The following is a 20,850-nucleotide window of genomic DNA, read 5'->3' on the forward strand; positions in this document are numbered from 1 at the left end:
CTACACCTGCTGCTTGTTCGCCATCTCGCAAGGTTGTATCGTTAATTTGAATGGGATGTTTGTTCATGGTGAAGTGATGATTCATGAGCAGCTAATTTGTTGTGTGATTTTGATTTGCTTGAGGAATTGGTAATTGAAAGCCAGAGCAATTAATTTGAGTTGTAGAAACTAAAAGACATATTCCTTATTCATAGGGTAATAATTACGAATTACATTAGCACACCGTAAAGCCTTCTCTAACGGGACGCCTTACGGCGAACGGGCATCTTACGGCAGTGCCGATCGAAGAGACCATCGGGGCAATGGCAGAACTAGTGCAGCAGGGTAAAGTCCGCTATCTTGGGATGTCTGAAGCGGCTCCTACGACGATTCGACGGGCACATGCAGTTCACCCGATTACTGCCCTACAAACGGAATACTCCTTGTGGAGCCGTGACCCAGAAGATGAGATTTTGCCGACAGTGTGCGAGTTAGGCATTGGCTACGTGGCTTACAGCCCGCTCGGTCGTGGATTTCTTTCAGGGCAGTTCACCAGCCCAGACGATTTCGCCCAAGATGACTATCGTAGAAACTCACCGCGATTTCAGGGCGAGAATTTCTACAAGAATCTGCAACTGGTAGAACAAGTCAGAGCGATCGCAGTTACCAGCAAAGTCATGCATCTATTTCGCTATTAATTCTCAAGGCGTGGTGCAGTATATCGGTAGAACCGTCAATTAGAAAGAGTGGAATCATGACTAAACCATCCTCTAAGCACAAAAAAGCCACCACTAGCTCTGCACATGAGGATATTTCCCAGCAAATAGATTCCACTTCAGCAACGATTACGGTTAATAGCTGTTGAGGTAGAGGAATTAAGCGAGGCAGAACAACGCGATCGCCTTCACCTAGAGGGCCGTGTGGAAAGAGCGTTTTTTGAGGCAGGTAATGCGTTGGCAGAATTGTGCCATCGCCAAGTGTACCGTTCAACGCACAAAACATTTGAGGAAGTGCGATTCGTTTTTTGATGAAGATACAATCGCTGAGATTGAATCTATACTTTGGGCGAATGAACGACCAAGTAGAGAACGTTTTCATCAAGGTAGAAATGAAGATTACCGCACTCATGGCGTAGAGATGCACATTTCTGAAATAGGCTTATGTAGTGGTCATAGTGCTTCTGGTGGCAGGTGAATGAAAACGCTCAAACAACCATCCCAGGTTTATATGCAGCCGGAGATATGGCCAGCGTTCCCCATAATTATATGATTGGGGCATTTGTTTTCGGTCGCATAGCCGGAACTCATGCCATTGAATATATCGAAAGTTTAGATTTTATTGAACCAAATACAGATTTTTTATAAGCTGAAAAAGCCAGAGTTTACGCACCTTTAACTCGTCCAAATGGTGTACCTAACACCCAGGTAGAATACAAATTAAGACGCTTAGTTAATGATTATCTGCAACCACCAAAATCAGGTAATAAAATCGAGATTCGTTTAAAACATTTTGTGCAATATCAAGAAACGTTAGATTTAATGGGCGCTTGTGACCCTCATGAATTGATGCGTAGTCTAGAAGTTCACTTTATTCTTGACTGTGCAGAAATGGCAGCCAGAGCATCATTATATCGTCAAAAAACTCGTTGGGGACTTTATCATTACCGCTTAGATTATCCAGAAAAAAATGATGAATGGTTTTGTCATGTCAATTTAAAAAAAGATGAATTAGGGGAAATGGTATTGTTTAAACGTTCTGTAGATCCTTACATTGTGAATATAAATTTACATTATTAAATTTATGATATAGCAGTAAAATAAATATGAAATATTTATTTTGGGATTTTGATCAGACATTAGGTTATCGTGATGGAATGTGGAGTTAAACTTTACATTCAATATTGAAACGTCATAGAGTCCACAATATAGATTTAGAAGATATTCGACCATTCGTAAATATTAGCTTTACTTGGCCCTCTCCAGAAACTCCCCATAATTTATTGTTTAATGGTAAAACTTGGTGGGAGTATATGAATGAATATTTTGCAGAAATATATGATAAAGTAGGAATAAATAAAACTCAGGCGATAAAATATACTTCCCAAGTGCAGAATGAATATAAAAATTTGGAAAAATGGCATTTATATGATGTAATTCCTACTTTGCGAGATGCAATTGAAAATAATTATAAAAACATAATTCTCTTAAATCATATACTTGATCTACACGAAATTATAGATAAATTAAATATTGCAAAATACTTTAAAGAAATATATACGTCTGAAAAAATTGGATATGAAAAACCCAATCTCAAATTTTATGCTCATGTCATCAATGATTTAAAGATTGAAAAAACAGAATGTGTAATGATAGGTGATAGCTACAATGCTGATATCGCTGGAGCCTTACGGGCAAATATACAAGCAATTTTAGTTAGGAAGCCTAATGATAAAAATTATAAATTTTATAGTCAAGATTTCAGAGGAATACTAAAAATAATTAGAAAAGGCTCAACTATTGAAGAAAGTATTTTCGTGAACTAAAGAATTGAATGAGTTATAAAGCCATAATTTTCGATCTCGATAATACACTGTTAAATTTTGAAATATGTGAACGTCAAGCTATTCTTGGTGTCTTGGAAGCTTGTACAATATCTTTAGATTTAAATGGAATAAGTGAAAATGTTTTTCTGCAAGCATTTGAAACTTATAATTCCAAGTATTGGAGACAGCGAGAAATCTTTTCTCCTAGTGAGTTAAAAGTGTAAAAACTGCTGCAATGGTGCATGAAGCCGTGGGCTACGATGCGGGCAAGAAAATCAAAGGTCGTAAGCGATTCATGAGTGTTGATACCTTGGGGTTAGTCTTGCGGGTCTTGGTCACGGCTGCCAGTGTGGGTGAGCGCGAAGGGGGGCAAACGAGTTCTCATACGGGTCAAGCACTCTAGCGAACAGGTATCTCGTTTGACAACCCTCTGGGTGGATGGGGGCTTTGACGGTGAGCCGTTCATGCAATGGGTGATGGACTTTTGCCGTTGGATTGTACAAGTGGTGGTGCGACCAGAACAAACAAAGGGGAACGCGCTAGCTCAAAAAACGTTGGGTAGTGGAACGCACTTTTGGCTGGGTGATGGGGTGTCGCCGATTGGTTAGAGACTATGAGTTATTACCCGAAACATCAGAGACGTTTATATACCTTGCCATGATCTGAATCATGGTGAGGCGATTGGCATAAAATTTGACCCTTTAAAACTTTTCAAACAGCCTCTAAGGGAGAAGTCGGATTTTCTTGACTCTGTTGAATATAACAGAATGTAACAATACTATCTTTGGCAACTTGGTATAACCTAGAAAACGAAACTCAGTCTAAATAAAATTTCAAGGGTAGGAGTATGAAATCAGATGCATTACAGCCTGGATCTATTTTGAGCGAGCATTTAAGAGGTTTTCATCGCCAAAATCTTCAAAGTCCACTGCTTGGTGAATAGGCATCATTGATAACCGATTTTCTGGTTTGACAACCATTAGTTCTTCAGAGCTAAACTCCTCTTGGAGCGTTGATAACAAGATGGGCTGAGAAAAAGTTTCCACAAATTCCACCACAATTGTTTGCCATTCACTTATGAGCCAGTATATTCTCAGTAGTTTCACAGCTGATGAAGAACTTAATTTTTCTGAAGAAGCAGAGGTTTTCGTTTTTCCCACTTCTTTCGCCCAGCAGCGATTGTGGTTTCTCGACCAGTTAGCACCGGGGAATCCATTTTACAACGTGTCAACAGCACTTCGCCTGACAGGTTCCCTCAACTTCACCGCCTTAAAGCAGACATTCAACGAAATTGTACGTCGCCACGAAACCTTACGCACTACGTTTGTTATGGTAGAGCAGCAACTAGTGCAGGCGATTGCACCCAGCGTAACAATACCTCTTCCCTTAATAGATTTACGCAATTTCGAGAGCCAAGAACGTGAAACACAAGTGCAGCAAATCGTAACCCAAGAGGCTCAACATCCTTTCAATCTCACCACCGGGCCATTGCTGCGAGTAAAGCTGCTACAACTGGATGAAGCAGAATATCTGCTGCTGCTTAATCTACATCACATTGTTGCTGATGGCTGGTCAATTGGAGTGCTAATTAGAGAATTGGGAATATTATACACAGCCTTTGCAGAGGATCAGCGATGTCTAACTACAAGCGACTCCCGAAGTTCCGAACCAAGTCAGCCTCCGCTCAGACTTCTCTCCAAGTCTACCTCTTTGCCAGAACTACCCATTCAATATGCAGATTTCGCCCAATGGCAACGGGAGTGGCTGCAAGGAGTGGGAGCAAACGGTTGTTCGCCTCTACAAACCCAGTTAGCTTATTGGCAAAAGCAATTAGAGGGGATTTCGGTATTGAATCTCCCCACCAAGCAACTTAGACCAGCAGTTCCTAGCTACAGGGGTGCAAAACAATTTCTAGAGCTACCACACTCCTTAACTCAAGCGCTAGAGGCACTGAGTTACCAAGAAGGCGTTACCTTGTTCATGACAATGCTGGCAGCGTTTCAGACTTTGCTCTATCGCTACACGCAGCAAGAGGATATTGTAGTAGGTTCACCGATTGCTAATCGCAATCGTAGCGAACTAGAAGGATTAATTGGTTTTTTTGTCAATAGCTTGGTGCTACGTACAGATTTCTCAGGTAAGCCGACGTTTCGAGAATTGTTGAATCGAGTCAAAGAGGTAACTCTAGGAGCATACAGCCATCAGGACTTGCCTTTTGAAAAGCTGGTGGAGGAACTGCATCCAGAGCGAGATTTGAGCCGCAATCCCTTATTTCAGGTTGTATTTAGCCTCCAAAACACTCCAATCGTTGCGCTAGAGTTACCAGGGTTAACGCTTTCGCTATTTGAATACGAAAGCAAAACTGCAAAGCTTGATTTAGAGTTGCATTTGTGGCAGGACTTGGATAGTTTGAAAGGACAAATGGTTTATAGCACCGATTTATTTGATGACACGACCATTACCAGGATGCTGGGACATCTCCAAACGCTGCTAAAAAGCATTGTCGCCAATCCAGAACAGCGTCTTTGGGATTTGTCTTTGCTGACTGAGGAAGAGCGACAAGAGTTATTAATTGATTGGAATGACACTAAAAAAAACTACCCAGAGAACAAGTGTTTTCATCAGTTATTTGAAGCGCAGATGGAGGAAACTCCCGATGCGATCGCAGTAGTCTTTAACAAGCAACAGTTAACCTACCGCGAACTAAATATCCGAGCTAACCAACTTGCACATCACCTGCAAAAATTGGGGGTAGTCCCTGACGTTATAGTAGGCATTTGCGTAGAACGAGCCTCCGTAGGAGGAGCTTCGCTAACGCTAGAGATGATTGTCACATTATTAGGTATCCTCAAAGCGGGTGGAGCATACTTACCTTTAGATCCGAGCCTACCTCAAGAGCGTCTTAAATTTATGCTAAAAGATGCACAAGTTTCAGTATTGCTGACACAAGAAAAGTTGCTCAAGCATTTTGAAGACTTCTCGAATCCAATTATTTACATAGATAAAGATTGGGCAACTATTACACAATACAGCCAAGAAAACCCGACCAGTTGCGTAACATTGGACAACTTAGCTTATGTCATCTATACCTCTGGCTCAACAGGAAAGCCTAAAGGCGTTTTGCTTCAGCATCGAGGATTATCCAACTTAGGAAAAGCTCAGATTGAGGTTTTGAATTTACAACCGAGTAACCACATTCTGCAATTCGCCTCATTAAGTTTCGATGCCTCAATTTTTGAGATTGTCATGGCACTGCAAACAGGAGCAACTCTTTATTTAGCAAATAAAGAATCCCTTCTACCTGGACAACCTTTGCTCCAATTATTGCGAGAAAAAGCTATTACTCACGTTACCCTTCCGCCAACAGTATTAGCAGTGCTTCCTACAGAATCACTTCCGGCATTACAAACTATTATTTGTGCAGGCGAATTTTGCACTGATGATATTGTAAAACGTTGGTGGAACTCTCAGCGTCGATTTTTTAATGCTTACGGCCCTACTGAAGCAACGGTTTGGTCAACTATTGCAGAGATTAGTACTATGAGTGAAAAACCGTCCATTGGTCGTCCTATTGCTAACACTCAAATTTATATATTAGATAAACATTTACAACCTTTACCAATTGGAATTGCTGGCGAATTATACATAAGTGGTGAGGGATTGGCACAAGGCTATCTAAATCGCCCCGAATTAACTACTGAAAAGTTTATTCTCAATCGTTTTAGTGATAAAAATAAAGCGCGACTTTATCAGACGGGTGATTTAGCTCGGTATCGACCAGACGGTAATATTGAATTTTTAGGACGTATCGATAATCAAGTAAAAATTCGTGGATTCCGTATTGATCTGTCAGAAATTGAAACAGTGCTGAGTCATCATCAAAGTGTACAAAAAGCAATAGTAATTGCTAAAGATAATCTATCTGATGAGAAGTACTTAGTGGCTTATATTGTTCATAATGTAGAAACACAACAGCAGTCACTACAACGGGGAGCCACTGCCTCAAATTTACCGTCTCTACTACGTAAATTTTTAAAAGAAAAATTACCAGAATACATGATTCCAAAAGCTTTTGTAGTGCTGGATTCTCTACCACTAACAGCTAGTGGGAAAGTAGATCGTTTGGCGCTAACAGAACTCGACAGTTATGCTAGCCGTTTAATAGATAAAACATTTATTGCTCCTCGTACTCCAACCGAGTCAACTTTGGCAAAAATTTGGGCTGAAGTCCTTAATGTTGAGCGTGTGGGTATTTACGATAATTTCTTCGACTTGGGAGGAGATTCGCTTTTAACTGTGCGCCTAATGAAGCAGATACACAAGCAATTTGAGCGCGAATTACCCCTATCTAGCTTATTTTTAAATCCCACAATTGAAAGTTTAGCAACTTCTCTATCCTCAGCAACAGACTCTCTGCCTTGGTCTCCCTTAGTACCGATTCAACCTGCTGGTTCAAGTCCACCTTTCTTCTGCGTCCATCCAATTTTTGGTGTTGTCTTTCCTTATTACGAATTAGCTCATCATTTGGGAAAAAATCAACCATTTTATGGGCTACAACCCATTGGACTTGACGGAAAAAGTTCTCCATTAACTAACATTGAGGATATGGCTGCTCACTACATTGAAGCATTGCGCTCAGTGCAGCCCAAAGGCCCTTATTTTTTAGGAGGTTGGTCTTTTGGAGGTTGGGTTGCTTTTGAAATGGCTCAACAACTGCAAAAGTCTGGAGAAGAAGTGGCTCTACTTGCTGTGCTTGACACTTTAGCACCAATTCCGGGCAATATACCTTCTTTGGGTAATGGTTTAAAGTTTATGTTGACAACAGTGGCGCGATATATATGGCCCTTTTTCCTCGATTATTTATATCTAATTATTGCGATCGCCAGGAATCGAATTAATAGTTTAACTTCTCGGTTGACTAATTTTAATAAAATTGCGCGAAACTCATTTTGGGAATCGCTGAGGCGATACTCCCAAAGGGAGTCGCTAACACGATCGCTCCAAACAAATCTCTTCTCTCACCTCATCCTCAAAGAGGATGCCACAGTCAACGTTATACCCAAAGAATCTAAGTTAAGGCTTTTAAGCGAGTTAGCAATTCGTCCCATGCTTCGTGTTTTCTATGCCAATAGCCAAGCAGTTCTCAACTACGTTCCACAAGCCTACCCTAAAAAAATTAATCTTTTTAGAACAAAGGTTCAATCAAGCATTGCCAAGGAAGATCCGAGTATGGGTTGGGATCAGCTAACTGTGGGAGGAACGGAAATTTATCATATTCCTGGCAATCACCTAACTATGCTAAGAAAACCCCATATCCAAATTCTCGCCGCACAGCTAAAAGCCTGTATTCAGAAAGCACAAAATTTAAAATAAGGATCAATATGTCTTCTGAAGAAGTCTTCGTCTTTCCAGCATCTTTTGCTCAACAGCGGCTGTGGTTCCTCGACCAGTTGATCCCCGGCAATGCTATCTACAATGTGCCGACAGTAATTCGCTTGACAGGTTCGCTGAAGTTAGCCGCACTAGAACAGACTTTTAACGAAATCGTGCGTCGCCACGAAACCTTACGCACCACATTTATAGTGTTGGATGGGCAACCTCTACAGGCGATTCCTGCGGAAAGCTGCGCTAACGCACCCAGCTTAACAATACCTCTTTTTGTCTACAGAAAATACAACATTTTCTTCTTATTACTGCGTAGAAGAGTTACCATCAGCCACATCTTTACCGATTGGTATCCCCATTACAAACACGCAGATTTATATATTAGATACCCATTTACAACTAGTGCCTATTGGCGTTACTGGCGAATTATATATGGGTGGGGAGGGGCTGGCGCGAGAATATCTCAATTGCACTGAATTAACTGCTGAATATTTTATTACTCATCCTTTTAGTAACAAACCAAAAACACGTCTTTATAAAACGGGTGATTTAGCTCGTTATTTACCAGATGGCAATATTGAATTTTTAGGTCGCATTGACACTCAAGTAAAAATTCGTGGCTTCCGCATTGAGTTGTCAGAGATTGAAGCAGTGTTGAGTCAACATCCAGCAGTGAAAGAAACTATAGTTATTGCTCGTGAGGACGTACCTGATGATAAGTATTTGGTGGCTTATATTGTTCCCAAGCAGGAACAGATACCTATGGAAGACGTGCAAAGCTTTGCATATTTACTTCGTCAATTCTTGAAAGAAAAGCTACCAGAATATATGGTGCCAAGAGCATATATGGTATTGGAATCTCTACCTCTAACAGCTAATGGCAAAGTCGATCGCCATGCTTTACCCATACCTGAGACAATTACTTTCCATAATCAAGATTATGTAGCACCGCGATCGCAGATTGAAGAGTTACTTGTCCAAATTTGGGCTAAAGTCTTGGGAAAAGAGCAAGTAGGCGTTCACGACAATTTCTTTGAATTGGGCGGTCATTCTCTACTAGCGACTGTGCTAACTTCCCGTATTCGTGACACCTTCCAAATAGATTTGCCTGTACGCAATTTGTTTGAAGCACCAACTGTTGAACAACTTGCTAAGTACATTAGTGACACAATGTGTTGGGCAGCAAAAGGTGTGAATAACACTGAAATTACCGGAATTCAGCGAGAAGAAGTGGAATTTTGAGAAACCCTTGAGTTAGGAATCACCATGCCATTTATGCCATCCGGTATATGTGTACGAGTCGCAGTAGCGATTAACTTAAGCATAAACTTGGGTTCCTCGACTCCAAGGCGGCGCAGCAGTGGCAAACTGATAAAACGATCGCCAAAAGTCCACAGAACCATTATTAGTCCAGCCACCAAGTAAGATATTCCTACAAGTTCTCTCCCCCGCCAAGTAGGCCAACGGATAGCAGTTGACTCAACCATACGATCAGTAAATTATGAGGCATGAATAGCATGAGCCTAAACCTGGCGATACGTCATTAACTGCGTTGTCTTTTAGGTTCACACCACAGTTACAACCATCCGATTATCAACCTCAAGAATGATTTATACCCTGTTATAAGTGTGATAAAAATATTGGGTTAGTTAATAAGCAGTGCAGCTAAGTAGAAATAACCATTTATTTAAAAAAGCTTAAAAAGCTTATAAAACAAGTAATATTCTCACTGCCTCCTGTCTTTACCTTCTAATAAGTAACAATAGTTGCAAAGGGGTGTAATTTTGAATACCGTTGAGTTTTTATCTTATCTTCGCAGCTTAGATATTCAAGTTTTTATTGATGGTGAAAAGTTTCGCGCTAACGCCCCTGAAGGAATTCTGACAGCAGAACTACGTGCAGAAATTCAAGAGCGGAAAGCAGAAATTATTGAATTTTTAGAAGTATCTAATCGTACTAATAACCACATTAGACCTCTTGTACCTATTTCGCGATCGCAAAATCTTCCCCTCTGTTTTGCTCAACAACGGCTGTGGTTTCTTGACCAATTAATCCCTAATAATCCTTTCTATAACATTCCACTAGCACTAAATTTAACAGGTTCGCTCAATCAAGCTGCGCTAGAGCAAACTTTTAACGAAATTGTGCGCCGACATGAAGCTTTACGCACCACTTTTGTCATCCAGTCAGGGCAACCAGTTCAGGTAATTAATCCTACGCTCAAAATACCCTTACCAGTAATAGATTTACGCCAACTGCCACAAGCCGAACGAGAAATACAAGCACGACAACTTACTACCCAAGAAGCTCAACGTCCTTTCAATTTATCAACTGATTCGTTGCTACGAGTAAAACTGCTGCGGTTAGATGAGACACGATATATCCTGCTGCTAACTATGCACCACATTGTCTGTGATGGTTGGTCTATTGGGGTGCTGATTCAAGAGATAGCAGCACTTTACACAGCCTTTGCCAAGAATCAGCCTTCTCCTCTAGCGAAACTTACAATCCAATATGTAGACTTTGCATACTGGCAACGCCAGTGGTTGCAAGGGGAAGTATTGGAAAAGCAACTGAGTTATTGGCACAAGCAATTAGATAGCATTTCTATGCTAAATCTGCCAACCGACAGACCAAGACTAGCTGCTCAAAGTTACCAGGGTGCAAGGCAACCTCTGCAATTATCAAAAAGTTTGAGCAAAGCACTTTTAGCTCTCGGACAGCAAGAAGGGGTAACTTTGTTTATAACCCTACTAGCAGCATTCCAAGTTTTTCTTTACCGCTACACACAACAAGAAGATATTGCTATTGGTTCACCTATTGCCAATCGCAACCGCAGTGAAATTGAGGGATTAATTGGTTTTTTTGTCAATAGCTTAGTACTGCGTATCGACTTATCAGGAAATCCAACTTTTAGGGAATTATTGAATCAAGTCAAAGAGGTAGCTTTAGGAGCTTATGCTCACCAAGATTTGCCTTTTGAAAAACTTGTAGAGGAACTACATCCAGAGCGGAATTTAAATCAAAATCCGCTCTTTCAAGTAGTTTTTGCGCTCCAAAATGCGCCAATGTCCGCATTAGAGTTACCTAGTTTAACTTTAAGTCCGCTACCATTTGAAACGGAAACAACGCGCTTTGATTTGGAGTTCCACTTGTGGGAACAAAATACTCAAAATGGGTTATGGGCAGATAGCTCAGAGGGAATTAGTGGTTTTGTAATTTACAGCACTGATTTATTTGATGACGCTACTATCACTAGGATGCTAGAACACTTCCAAACATTGCTGTCAGGTATAGTTGCAAATCCAGAACACCGAATTGCACAATTCCCGCTTTTAAGCGCATCTGAGTTAAATCAATTATTAGTTGGATGGAATAATACTCAGTTAGATTATCCTCAAGATAAGTGTATCCATCAGTTATTTGAGAGTTTTGCAGAGCAGAAACCAGATGCCATAGCCTTGGTATTTGGAGACAGACAAGTTACCTACAAGGAGTTAAATATACGTAGCAACAAACTAGCACATTATCTAAAAAAATTAGGAGTTGAAGCCGAAGTTTTAGTAGGACTTTGTGTAGAACGCTCTTTTGATATGGTAATCGGGATGTTGAGCATCTTAAAAGCAGGCGGAGCTTATGTACCTTTAGATCCAAGCTATCCGTCTGAACGTTTAAACTTTATGCTTGAAGATACTAACATATCAGTTTTATTAACTCAAGATAAATGGATTAAACGTCTAGAAACCCATAATTCAGAGGTAATCGCTTTAGATAATGATTGGGAAATTATTAATCAAGAACTTGAAGATAATCTTACCAGTCAAGTTAAAGTAGATAACCTTGCTTATGTTATTTATACCTCTGGCTCAACTGGAAAGCCTAAAGGGGTTAAAATAGAACATAAAGGATTGTTAAATCTAGTTTTTTGGCATCAAAAAGCGTTTACAGTTTCACCTCTTGACCGAGCAACACAGATTTCTGGAGTTGGCTTTGACGCTTGCGGTTGGGAAGTTTGGCCTTATCTTAGTACTGGTGCAAGCATTTATTTTGTAAATGATGAAATCAGGCAAATACCTGAGCAGCTACGAGATTGGCTAGTATCAAAAGCGATAACAATTTCTTTTGTACCAACACCTTTAGCAGAGAAAGTTTTATTATTAGATTTTCCGAAGAACGCGGCTTTACGAATATTACTCACAGGTGGAGACAAACTAAATCAATATCCTTTAGCTGACCATCCTTTTCAAGTAGTTAATAATTATGGGCCAACTGAAAACACAGTTGTTACAACTTCTGCTCATATTTCTGTTAAACATAAAGATAATTTAGTACCTGCAATTGGTCGTGCGATCGCCAATACACAAGTTTACATATTAGATCAATATTTACAACCTGTACCCATCGGCGTTTCGGGAGAGTTGTACATAAGTGGTGATGGGTTGGCGCGAGGTTATTTAAATCCTGATTTAACTGCTGAATCCTTCATTTATCATTCTTTTACTAATAAGTTAAAAGCACGGCTTTATAAGACAGGTGATTTAGTTCGCTATCGAGTAGATGGCAACATTGAATTTTTAGGTCGCCTCGACGAGCAGGTAAAAATCCGCGGCTACCGCATTGAGTTGGGAGAAATTGAAGGGGTACTCAGTCAGCATCCAGCAGTGCAGCAAACTGTAGTTATAATTCGGGAGGAAAAAGCAGAAAAACGCTTAGTAGCTTATGTAGTACCAAAAACCGGATACAGGAGCGAGCAGGAGAATATGCAATTAATGCAATTGCAGAATGAGCAAGTTTTGCAATGGCAGATGCTCTATGACGAAACTTATAACCTACCTGTTGATTCCGATCCAAAATTGAATATTGTAGGCTGGAATAGTAGTTATACAAATCAACCTATTCCATCAGAGCAGATGCGTGAGTGGGTGGATAACCAAGTCAAGCAAATTTTGGCTTTTCAACCCAAACGAGTGTTAGAAATTGGTTGTGGAACAGGTTTAATTCTGTTTAGGGTTGCACCTCACTGCACTAAATATTGGGGGACAGACTTTTCTGCCGTTTCACTTAACTACATTCAGCAGCAGTTACAGAAGCAAGAAATGCCGCAAGTAACGCTGTATCAGCAAATGGCTACTAACTTTGAGAAAGTAGAAACAGGAGTTTTTGATGCAGTAATTCTAAACTCGGTTGTACAATATTTTCCTACTATTGATTATCTGATTCATGTATTAGAAGGTGCTGTGGAAGCAACTGCTCCGGGTGGCTTTATCTTCATAGGAGATGTGCGTAGTTTGCCACTCTTGCAAGCTTTTCATGCGTCAGTGCAACTGTATCAAGCTGAACCTTCCCTTAGCAGCTTCGAGTTGCAGCAACGGATACAAATGCAGATATTTCAAGAAACAGAGTTAGTGATTGACCCAGCCTTTTTTACTGCAATCAAGCAACGTTTTCCGCAGATTAATCATGTAGAAATTCAACTGATGCGGGGTAAACATCACAATGAGTTAACTGAGTTTCGTTACAATGTGATTCTTCATGTTAGTACCGAAACTGTTAATAATACTAAAAATCATTCCGTGCTGAACTGGTCTGAAAATAATCTCACAGTCTCAACAGTCCATCAGTTATTAATTGAGAATCAACCAGAAATATTAAGCATTATCAATGTACCTAATGCACGGGTGATGTCAGCAGTTAAAACCCTAAAATGGCTATCAGATGTAGAAGGTTTTAAAACTGTAGGTCAAATACGTAAAGCTTTGCAAGAACTCGAAAATTTCGGAGTAGAGCCAGAAGATTTCTATGCACTGAATGTACCTTATGGGGTTGAAATTACCTGGTCACATTCAAGTATTGAAGGTCATTATGATGTGGTTTTTGTACGACAAGATGGAGTAGGTAAGAGAATTATTTTTCCACATAGCATGACTCACTCTCGTCCCTGGCAATCTTACGCCAATAATCCCCTACAAGCCAAAGCAGCGCGTAAATTAGTGCCGCAGTTGCAGACTTACGTAGCACAAAAACTGCCTGAGTACATGATGCCATCAGCTTTTGTAGTATTAGAGTCTTTACCTTTAACAGCCAATGATAAAGTCAATCGCCGCGCCTTAAGAGCATTGCATGATGTAATTAAGCCCCAATTGCCTAAAAATTACATCGCACCTCGGACTGCTGTTGAACAAGTGCTGGTGAAAATTTTTGCTGAGGTTTTGGGAATTAAGCGCGTAGGAATTTATGACAATTTCTTTGAATTAGGCGGTCATTCTTTACTGGCAACTCAGCTTGTCTCTAGAGTGCGCGACGGTTTATGTGTAGAGTTACCTTTGCGTAGCGTATTTGAAGCATCGACAATTGCACAACTATCTAAAGTGGTGGAAAGCTTTAAAGAAAGCAATACTCAAAATCAAGCCCCAGTTTTAGTACCACTATCGCGTGAAAGTCGGCGGATTAAGTTATCTTCCTTAAACGAACAGAGCAAGGGGTATTAGTAGTAGATGAAAAAAAATGCTGACTCAACACTGGCTCCCATTCTTGATTATAGGAGGTTTTCTCAGCATGATATTTATTCCAAATATCCTTAAGAAAGACTCTTCTTTATCTCCTTACTCTGAGTTTGATAACTACAAAAATCGTTCTGGGTTTTTATTCACAAAACTATTTTTAATGCCAGTTTATAAGCACTAAGAAAAGACTGTTGCTGCATCTTCATAGCTGACATTGGCACTTACTCGGAGACAGCAAATTTCCAGATACGGACTCAGTTGATTGCTAAAAGGAACTTCCAATTTTTCCGCTTGTTTACCTGTGATTGGCAATTCTCCCAAAATACTTTTTAGTTGTCTTTTATACCCTGCTCTTGTGCCCGTAACCGTTTCGATAAAAAAACCCTACTTCTGGCATGACATGATAAAAGCATTTGACTCTTTACTGCTTCTTCAATTCCTGCAAGGCTAGTTAGCTTTTCTGGTGATGTGTCTTCATACAATATTTTAGCGATCACCTGAATATGTTCGCCTACAACTACTGTTTGACCAACTTACATTTGAACAAGTAATGTCTGTCTCCTCTTATAACTTTATTTTAGAGTTAAAAATATGTTATCAAGAAGAGAGCGATCGCTCATATCTCCAACAATCAATTTTACCTGTAAAACTTCTTCTACAAGTTCTCGATGTCCGTTCGACAGATTATCTAAAACGATTACTTCGTAACCTGCGTTTTTCAGAGCTAATACAGCATGGGAGCCAATATATCCGGCTCCTCCGGTTACTAAAATAGTTGATATAATTTTGCGATGGGGAATTGGGAATGGGGAATGGAGCATTGGGTATAGATTTACTCCCTTGCTCCCCTTAAAATTAGATTGCAAGACTACTAACTTCTTTCTTCCAAGTAGCGAGAAATTGCACTGTCAAGGTGTGGCATTAATTCACCTCGATTGCTACCAAGAACGCTGTAAGCTGGGCGGGGAGCAATTAAACCAAGTTCTTGTGTAGGACGAGCAATTAGATTGCTGACACTTACACCTGCTTTTTTCGCCGCTAGTCGCGCTAATTCAGACCAAGCAACAGCACTTTTGTTAGCCAAATGCCACAAACCTTTCTCGCCATCAATCAATAAATCAAGGCTGGCATGGACAAGATCGGGTACATAAGTAGGTGAAACGATCGCATCTTCGGCTGCGACAAAAGTATTACCAGCACTAAGCTGGCGCAGGGCGATCGTGACAAAGTTGTAATCATCCCAAGGGCCGAAAAATGCGCTGGTGCGAATCACTAGCGATGCCGGATGAGCCTGCAATACCAGCTTTTCTGCCAAAACTTTGCTGCACCCATATATATTGAGGGGCCCAACAGTATCAGTTTCGACATAAGGATTAGACTCAGTACCATCGAATACCAAATCTGAAGAGAAAGTTAGCAGCGCTACATCATGTTGAGCGCAAGCAGCAGCTAAAATCGCTGGCCCTTCAGCGTTTGCCTTTAAACAAACATCGGGTTCGTGTTCGGCATCGTCCACCCGCACGTATCCCGCAGCGTTCACAACTGCCCACGGTTGCAACTCGGCAAGTACTTTATTGACGGAAGCAGGATTGGCAATATCCATATCTTGCCGTCTTAGCAGGCAATATGAAATTCCTCGCACTTGACACAGCCGAGCAAAAGCCTTGCCTAATGTTCCTGTGGCTCCGATGATCGCCAGGGGACGATTGGAAGCAGGGGAGGAAAGCGGGAGAGATGGGCGAGATACGCGACAACTGACTGCTGGGTATAATAGGCGCTCTTCTCGATGCCACCATCCTGGTGTATCAAGTAATGGATGATTGGGTTTATGCCCAGTGGCTAAATCTCGCACCATTTTAGCGATCGCTGTCTGTCTGGGGCGTGATGAGCGCAAATCGAACACGCCTGACTCGTAGTATCCTGCCGAGCGAGTCAATAAACTATTCCAATCGTAGCTGCCGAGAAGTGCCCAAGCAGTCACAGCACGAACATCTGCACCTTGGTTTCTTAATTCTTGCGCTGCATTCCACACTTCATTGAGCCAGCGTAGTTGTTCCTCACGGGTGCAACTCAAATGAACTTCAGTGACAGCAAGGGGTAATTTGTAGCGTTCCCATGTCTCTTTGAGTAATGTCCGAGGCCCTGCCAAACCCTCAGCACAAACTCGCACTGCCTCTACATCTGCATACTTGTCCCGACCATTACCACCATGCGTCCAAGCTGGATAGTTTTCTAAGTTTTCATCTAAAAAGCGTTCGCTCGTCAGGTAATGGTTAATGCCAATAATGTCAGGCAAACAGGTATATTGCAAAAATTCTTCAAGTTCAGTCTCACTTACACCACAATCGCGCAAGTAACCCCACATTGAATGAGTTGGGTTGATTCGACCGCACAATAAATCCAAACTCAACCAACGACGCTCGTTCTCAAATTCTGCTTGATAAGCCAGCTTTGGTGTACTATGAGTTTTACCCAAATCCTCAGTTTGTACGAATTGAGCATTGGGGTTGACTTCCCGAATTGCTTGCATCGAAAGAGCGATCGCTTTACACTCTCCTAACAAAGCACGGGCGAAAGTTAAATTATCTCGGCCATGAGGATACCAGTGACCGTATATTCCACTGAATCGTGCTGTTGTCAGTGGCTCGTTGATAGGTGTGTAATGTGTTACCCAAGGATAGCGTTCTGCAACTGCACGAGCAAACACCGCTAGTTTTTCTGGAAATTCTGGATCTACCAAGCTGGTATCACGCGGGCCACTGCCATGATGCACTAATCCCACAATCGGACGGATGCCGAGTTCACGCAAACGCCCTAGTCTTTCATCTGCCCACGACCAATCAGCATTCTCTAAACCATTGGGCGCTATCTTCTCCCAAAGCACTGGATAGCGGATAGCGTGTATGCCAAGTTCAGCGAACAAATCTAGGTCATCTAAGCGGGTTGCATGACCATTGCGTTCTAACTGATCGAGATACTCTTCACCCACACGATTAACCGTACACTCGACACCAGCCCAAACTTCTAGGGGAAGTTGTGCTTTGTTAATATTGAATGTCGAGTTGAAAGCAGAAATCATAATTTACAACTCAAGCTGATATTTTCTTTGATGCGTTCTTTTTAATTTTTGTCGAGTCAGGACTTACGCACAGCTAACGGAAAATCGAACCACAGAGGCGCAGAGGTCACAGAGAAATGAGAGTTTGAGAGATATTTTGCGTAAGTCCTAGAGTGTGTTATACCGGAGGCTAACGCACCATCCTAAGTTTTCGGTGCGTTACAGACATGAGCAGCCTACTAAATACAGAGCAGCCCTAATTACGAATTAACGCGATGTGCAACTTATTCTTAGAATCCCGCTTCCATTCCTCTCCTTTACAGGGAGAGAGGCTTTGATTCTTGCTCCCCTTCCCTACAAGGGAAGGGGCTGGGGGTTAGGTTTGAAAGAAAGTTGTACACGGACGGCGTAAATTACGAATTATTTAGGGACTTCCAAGAAATAAATTATCCAATTTCACGCCCATCAAAACGACTTTCTCTCCCCCTGCTCCCTGCCCCCTGCCCCCTGCCCTAAAAGCGATGGGATATTTTTTTATTTGGAAGTCCCTTAAGCCTTAACCGCAATTTGTTTGTACACAGACAGAGCCTGAGCAACACATTGATCCATGTTGTAGTACTTGTATGTCGCTAATCGTCCTACAAAATATATCCCTGGAGTTTCATCAGCCAGCACCTTATATTTCTTATAAATTTCCTGATTTTCAGAACGCGGTACAGGATAATAAGGGTCTCCCTCAGCTTTGGGAAACTCATAAACAATACTCGTTTTGGAGTGTTCTTGACCAGTTAAGTATTTAAACTCTGTCACACGAGTATAAAGGTGTTCATTGGGATAGTTAATTACTGGCGCTGCTTGAAACACACTCGCGTTGTGCGTCTCATGCTTGAAATCAAGCGAACGATAGGGTAGTTTGCCGTAGCGATAGTCAAAATATTCGTCAACCGGCCCGGAGTAAACCATCTCGCGGCAAGGTATGCATGATTGAATTTCTTGATAATCAGTGTTGAGCATTACCTTGATGTTCGGATGATTGAGCATATTCTCAAACATCCGGGTAAAGCCGTGCAGTGGCATTGCTTGGTAAGTATCGGTAAAATAGCGATCGTCACGATTAGTCCGTGTGGGAATTCTGGCAATTACTGATTTATCAAGTTCTGATGGGTCAAGTCCCCATTGTTTGCGCGTATAATTTCGGAAAAACTTTTCATACAGTTCTCGACCGACTTTGCTTACCACCACATCCTCACTAGTGCGGATGTATTCCATTGGTTCAGCAAGGGATTTGTAAAACTCCTCCACCTCAAATGAATTGAGATTCATGCCATACAGCTTGTTAATAGTGTTGAGGTTAATCGGAATAGGAACTTGTTGCCCGTCTACACTTGCAAGGACGCGATGCTCGTAAGACCGCCACTTAGTAAAGCGCGAGAGGTATTCAAAAACTTCGCGTGAGTTGGTGTGAAAAATGTGGGGGCCGTATTTGTGTACGAGAACGCCATGATCGTCATAATGATCGTAGGCATTGCCGCCTATGTGGTTGCGTTTGTCTACAACCAGCACTTTTTTACCAGACTGAGTTGCCAAACGTTCAGCAATGACGCTACCAGAAAAACCAGCGCCGACAACCAAGTAATCGAAGACAAAATCTCTGGTAATGATATTTGGTGCTTGTTTACCAGCCGCACCTGTGGAGTTAGCTTTGTCTTCACCATCACGGGCTGCAATGGCAGAGTCAATCAGCTTCATCATTGATGCCCAAGTACGATCCCAAGAAATCTTTTCTAAAAAGACATCTACTCGACTCAACCATTCTGAGGCTGGGGTGTCTTCTTGCATTGCTTGTTCTGCGGCGGTAACGAACTCAGAGACTGTATCTGCAATTCGCACCAGTTTCGATTCTCCATAAGGACGCACCACATCCCGAATTGAGGTAGATACTACAGGTCTACCTGCTGCAAGATACTCTGGAGTTTTGGTAGGGCTAATAAAACGTGTTGACTCGTTACGCGCAAACGGCAACATTGCTAAATCCCAGCCTGCTAAATAGGCAGGTAGTTGTTTATAATCTCTGCCACCGAGATAATGAATATTTTCATGCTGTGGCAGAGTTGCGGGATCGATTTTGACAACTGGCCCAATAATTACTAGATGCCAGTTGGGGCGTGCTTCGGCAATTTCAGCAAGCAGTTCGATATCCATCCGTTCATCAATTACGCCAAAGAAACCAAGACGAGGATGTGGAATATGAGCTTGATCTTCTGGTTCTTGAAGATTTCTCGCCTGGCTAAAATGGGGGACATCTACACTGCTGGGAAAGGCATAAACGTTGGGGTGCTGGTTCACCTTACTTTCGTAAAGGCTTTGTCCGCCTGCAAATACTAAGTCTGCACGGCTGAATAATTCGGCTTCATAATTCTTTAAAGTGGGTGATGCTCCTTGGAATGCAGACAATTCATCCATGCAATCATACACCACAGCTTGGGGTTGCAAGTGGCGGGTAAAAGCGATCGGCATTGGTGTGTAATACCAACAAATGTACTTGTTGATATTATGCTCTGCAAACAAACTATCTATTAATACTTGTAAATCTGCATTTATTGCTTCTTCACTTAAACCTTGTTGTAGGTGTGGCACAACCACAACTACTCCATTAGAATCTTCGTTTACATCTAAGCTTGCCAAGGGTTCTTCAGAGAAAATTGGCTCCTCAATAAAGAACACTCGCTTTCCTTGGGCGCAGCGACTAAGAAGATGTTGTGGTCTTTGATAAACGAAATTCCAACGCAAATGAGATAAGCAAACTATATCAGGTGTATCTTTAAAGGTTTCTGTTGATTGAACTTTATTATTAGACGAAGTTAAATTCAACCGTGACGGACTCGATGATTGCGTTTGGGCTAACTGCGATCGCTTTGTTTTACGCTGCTTCGGCGAAATAACATTGCTGACACCGTTGTTTTTGACTTGAGATTTTTCACTTGTCATAGTTCGTCTCATTATTTAAATTATTAATTCTGACTAGCTAAACGCTAATACCTTTTCTTTATAAGGCAGCAAGCTTACTTTCATGCAAGAGCTTGCAACATATTTTGCTGCTTTTTAATATCAAATCGGTATAATCAATATTTGGTTGCATTATTAACAAAATACTGTTTTATATCTAATTTTTTCATCTACCCAAATAAATATAAAGTTAGTTTTTTTATTAAGTCCTAAGTACTATATTTTTATGAATATCTAAAATTAAAAATTAAAATGGCGTAATTTTTTATACCTATAAAGCTATGTATAGCAATCGCCAAGACGGTTAGGACGCTGTGCGAAGAATATTTTCTATGGCATCTCGAAGACAGTCAAATTGAATGAGTTGTTTACGAATT

The 20,850-nt window shown here is 41.2% G+C and carries 11 protein-coding genes and 5 pseudogenes; 9 read left to right on the forward strand and 7 right to left on the reverse strand.

Annotation, left to right across the window (positions count from 1 at the left end; genetic code table 11):
- Nucleotides 1-275 precede the first annotated feature (275 nt).
- Nucleotides 276-677 carry an aldo/keto reductase gene (locus V7K46_RS08490; protein ID WP_442939813.1) on the forward strand — a complete coding sequence of 134 codons (402 nt, stop codon included), beginning with the start codon at nt 276-278 and terminating at the stop codon, nt 675-677.
- Here V7K46_RS08490 and V7K46_RS08495 read toward each other — a convergent pair.
- On the reverse strand, nt 655-1,107 hold the full coding sequence (locus V7K46_RS08495) for a hypothetical protein (protein WP_335112108.1): 453 nt from the start codon (nt 1,105-1,107) through the stop codon (nt 655-657). The two genes, V7K46_RS08490 and V7K46_RS08495, sit on opposite strands and share 23 nt — an antisense overlap.
- Nucleotides 1,108-1,169: 62 nt before the next feature.
- Between V7K46_RS08495 and V7K46_RS08500 the strand changes: the two genes are divergently transcribed.
- The 4 genes and pseudogenes from V7K46_RS08500 to V7K46_RS08515 all read left to right on the forward strand — a co-directional run.
- On the forward strand, nt 1,170-1,343 hold the full coding sequence (locus tag V7K46_RS08500) for a hypothetical protein (RefSeq protein ID WP_335112109.1): 174 nt from the start codon (nt 1,170-1,172) through the stop codon (nt 1,341-1,343).
- Between the two features lie 147 nt (nt 1,344-1,490).
- Nucleotides 1,491-1,775: a hypothetical protein gene (locus V7K46_RS08505; RefSeq protein WP_335112110.1), complete on the forward strand. Its 285-nt coding sequence runs from the start codon at nt 1,491-1,493 to the stop codon at nt 1,773-1,775.
- A gap of 203 nt (nt 1,776-1,978) precedes the next feature.
- A complete protein-coding gene (locus V7K46_RS08510; protein ID WP_335112117.1) occupies nt 1,979-2,521 on the forward strand; it encodes an HAD family hydrolase in 543 nt (180 codons plus the stop codon).
- A 214-nt stretch (nt 2,522-2,735) separates the two neighbouring features.
- Nucleotides 2,736-3,187: pseudogene (locus tag V7K46_RS08515) on the forward strand (transposase); the annotation flags it as partial.
- Nucleotides 3,188-3,396: 209 nt separating this feature from the next.
- Here the strand turns inward: V7K46_RS08515 and V7K46_RS08520 are convergent.
- Nucleotides 3,397-3,579 carry a hypothetical protein gene (locus V7K46_RS08520; protein ID WP_335112111.1) on the reverse strand — a complete coding sequence of 61 codons (183 nt, stop codon included), beginning with the start codon at nt 3,577-3,579 and terminating at the stop codon, nt 3,397-3,399.
- A gap of 19 nt (nt 3,580-3,598) precedes the next feature.
- On the opposite strand from V7K46_RS08520, the gene V7K46_RS08525 reads away from it, so the two are divergent.
- The 3 genes and pseudogenes from V7K46_RS08525 to V7K46_RS08540 all read left to right on the forward strand — a co-directional run.
- A complete protein-coding gene (locus V7K46_RS08525; protein ID WP_335112112.1) occupies nt 3,599-7,894 on the forward strand; it encodes a non-ribosomal peptide synthetase in 4,296 nt (1,431 codons plus the stop codon).
- Nucleotides 7,895-7,902: 8 nt separating this feature from the next.
- A pseudogene (locus tag V7K46_RS08530) lies at nt 7,903-8,133 on the forward strand (condensation domain-containing protein); the annotation flags it as partial.
- Between the two features lie 52 nt (nt 8,134-8,185).
- Nucleotides 8,186-9,148 (forward strand): annotated as a pseudogene (locus V7K46_RS08540) (phosphopantetheine-binding protein); the annotation flags it as partial.
- Here V7K46_RS08540 and V7K46_RS08545 read toward each other — a convergent pair.
- On the reverse strand, nt 9,124-9,393 hold the full coding sequence (locus V7K46_RS08545; protein ID WP_335112113.1) for a hypothetical protein: 270 nt from the start codon (nt 9,391-9,393) through the stop codon (nt 9,124-9,126). The pseudogene V7K46_RS08540 and the gene V7K46_RS08545 sit on opposite strands and share 25 nt — an antisense overlap.
- Nucleotides 9,394-9,690: 297 nt before the next feature.
- Between V7K46_RS08545 and V7K46_RS08550 the strand changes: the two genes are divergently transcribed.
- Complete coding sequence (locus V7K46_RS08550; protein ID WP_335112114.1) at nt 9,691-14,394, forward strand: amino acid adenylation domain-containing protein; 4,704 nt, start codon at nt 9,691-9,693, stop codon at nt 14,392-14,394.
- A 204-nt stretch (nt 14,395-14,598) separates the two neighbouring features.
- On the opposite strand, the pseudogene V7K46_RS08555 reads toward V7K46_RS08550, so the two are convergent.
- From V7K46_RS08555 to glf, 4 genes and pseudogenes are all read right to left on the reverse strand, one after another.
- Nucleotides 14,599-14,912, reverse strand: a pseudogene (locus V7K46_RS08555) (ISKra4 family transposase); the annotation flags it as partial.
- A gap of 78 nt (nt 14,913-14,990) precedes the next feature.
- A pseudogene (locus V7K46_RS08560) lies at nt 14,991-15,191 on the reverse strand (SDR family NAD(P)-dependent oxidoreductase); the annotation flags it as partial.
- An 89-nt stretch (nt 15,192-15,280) separates the two neighbouring features.
- Complete coding sequence (locus V7K46_RS08565; RefSeq protein WP_335112115.1) at nt 15,281-17,488, reverse strand: family 1 glycosylhydrolase; 2,208 nt, start codon at nt 17,486-17,488, stop codon at nt 15,281-15,283.
- Nucleotides 17,489-18,016: 528 nt separating this feature from the next.
- Nucleotides 18,017-20,455 carry a UDP-galactopyranose mutase gene (gene glf / locus V7K46_RS08570; RefSeq protein ID WP_335112116.1) on the reverse strand — a complete coding sequence of 813 codons (2,439 nt, stop codon included), beginning with the start codon at nt 20,453-20,455 and terminating at the stop codon, nt 18,017-18,019.
- Nucleotides 20,456-20,850: the final 395 nt, after the last annotated feature.

The organism is Nostoc sp. (assembly GCF_036917395.1).
Lineage (GTDB): Bacteria > Cyanobacteriota > Cyanobacteriia > Cyanobacteriales > Nostocaceae > Nostoc.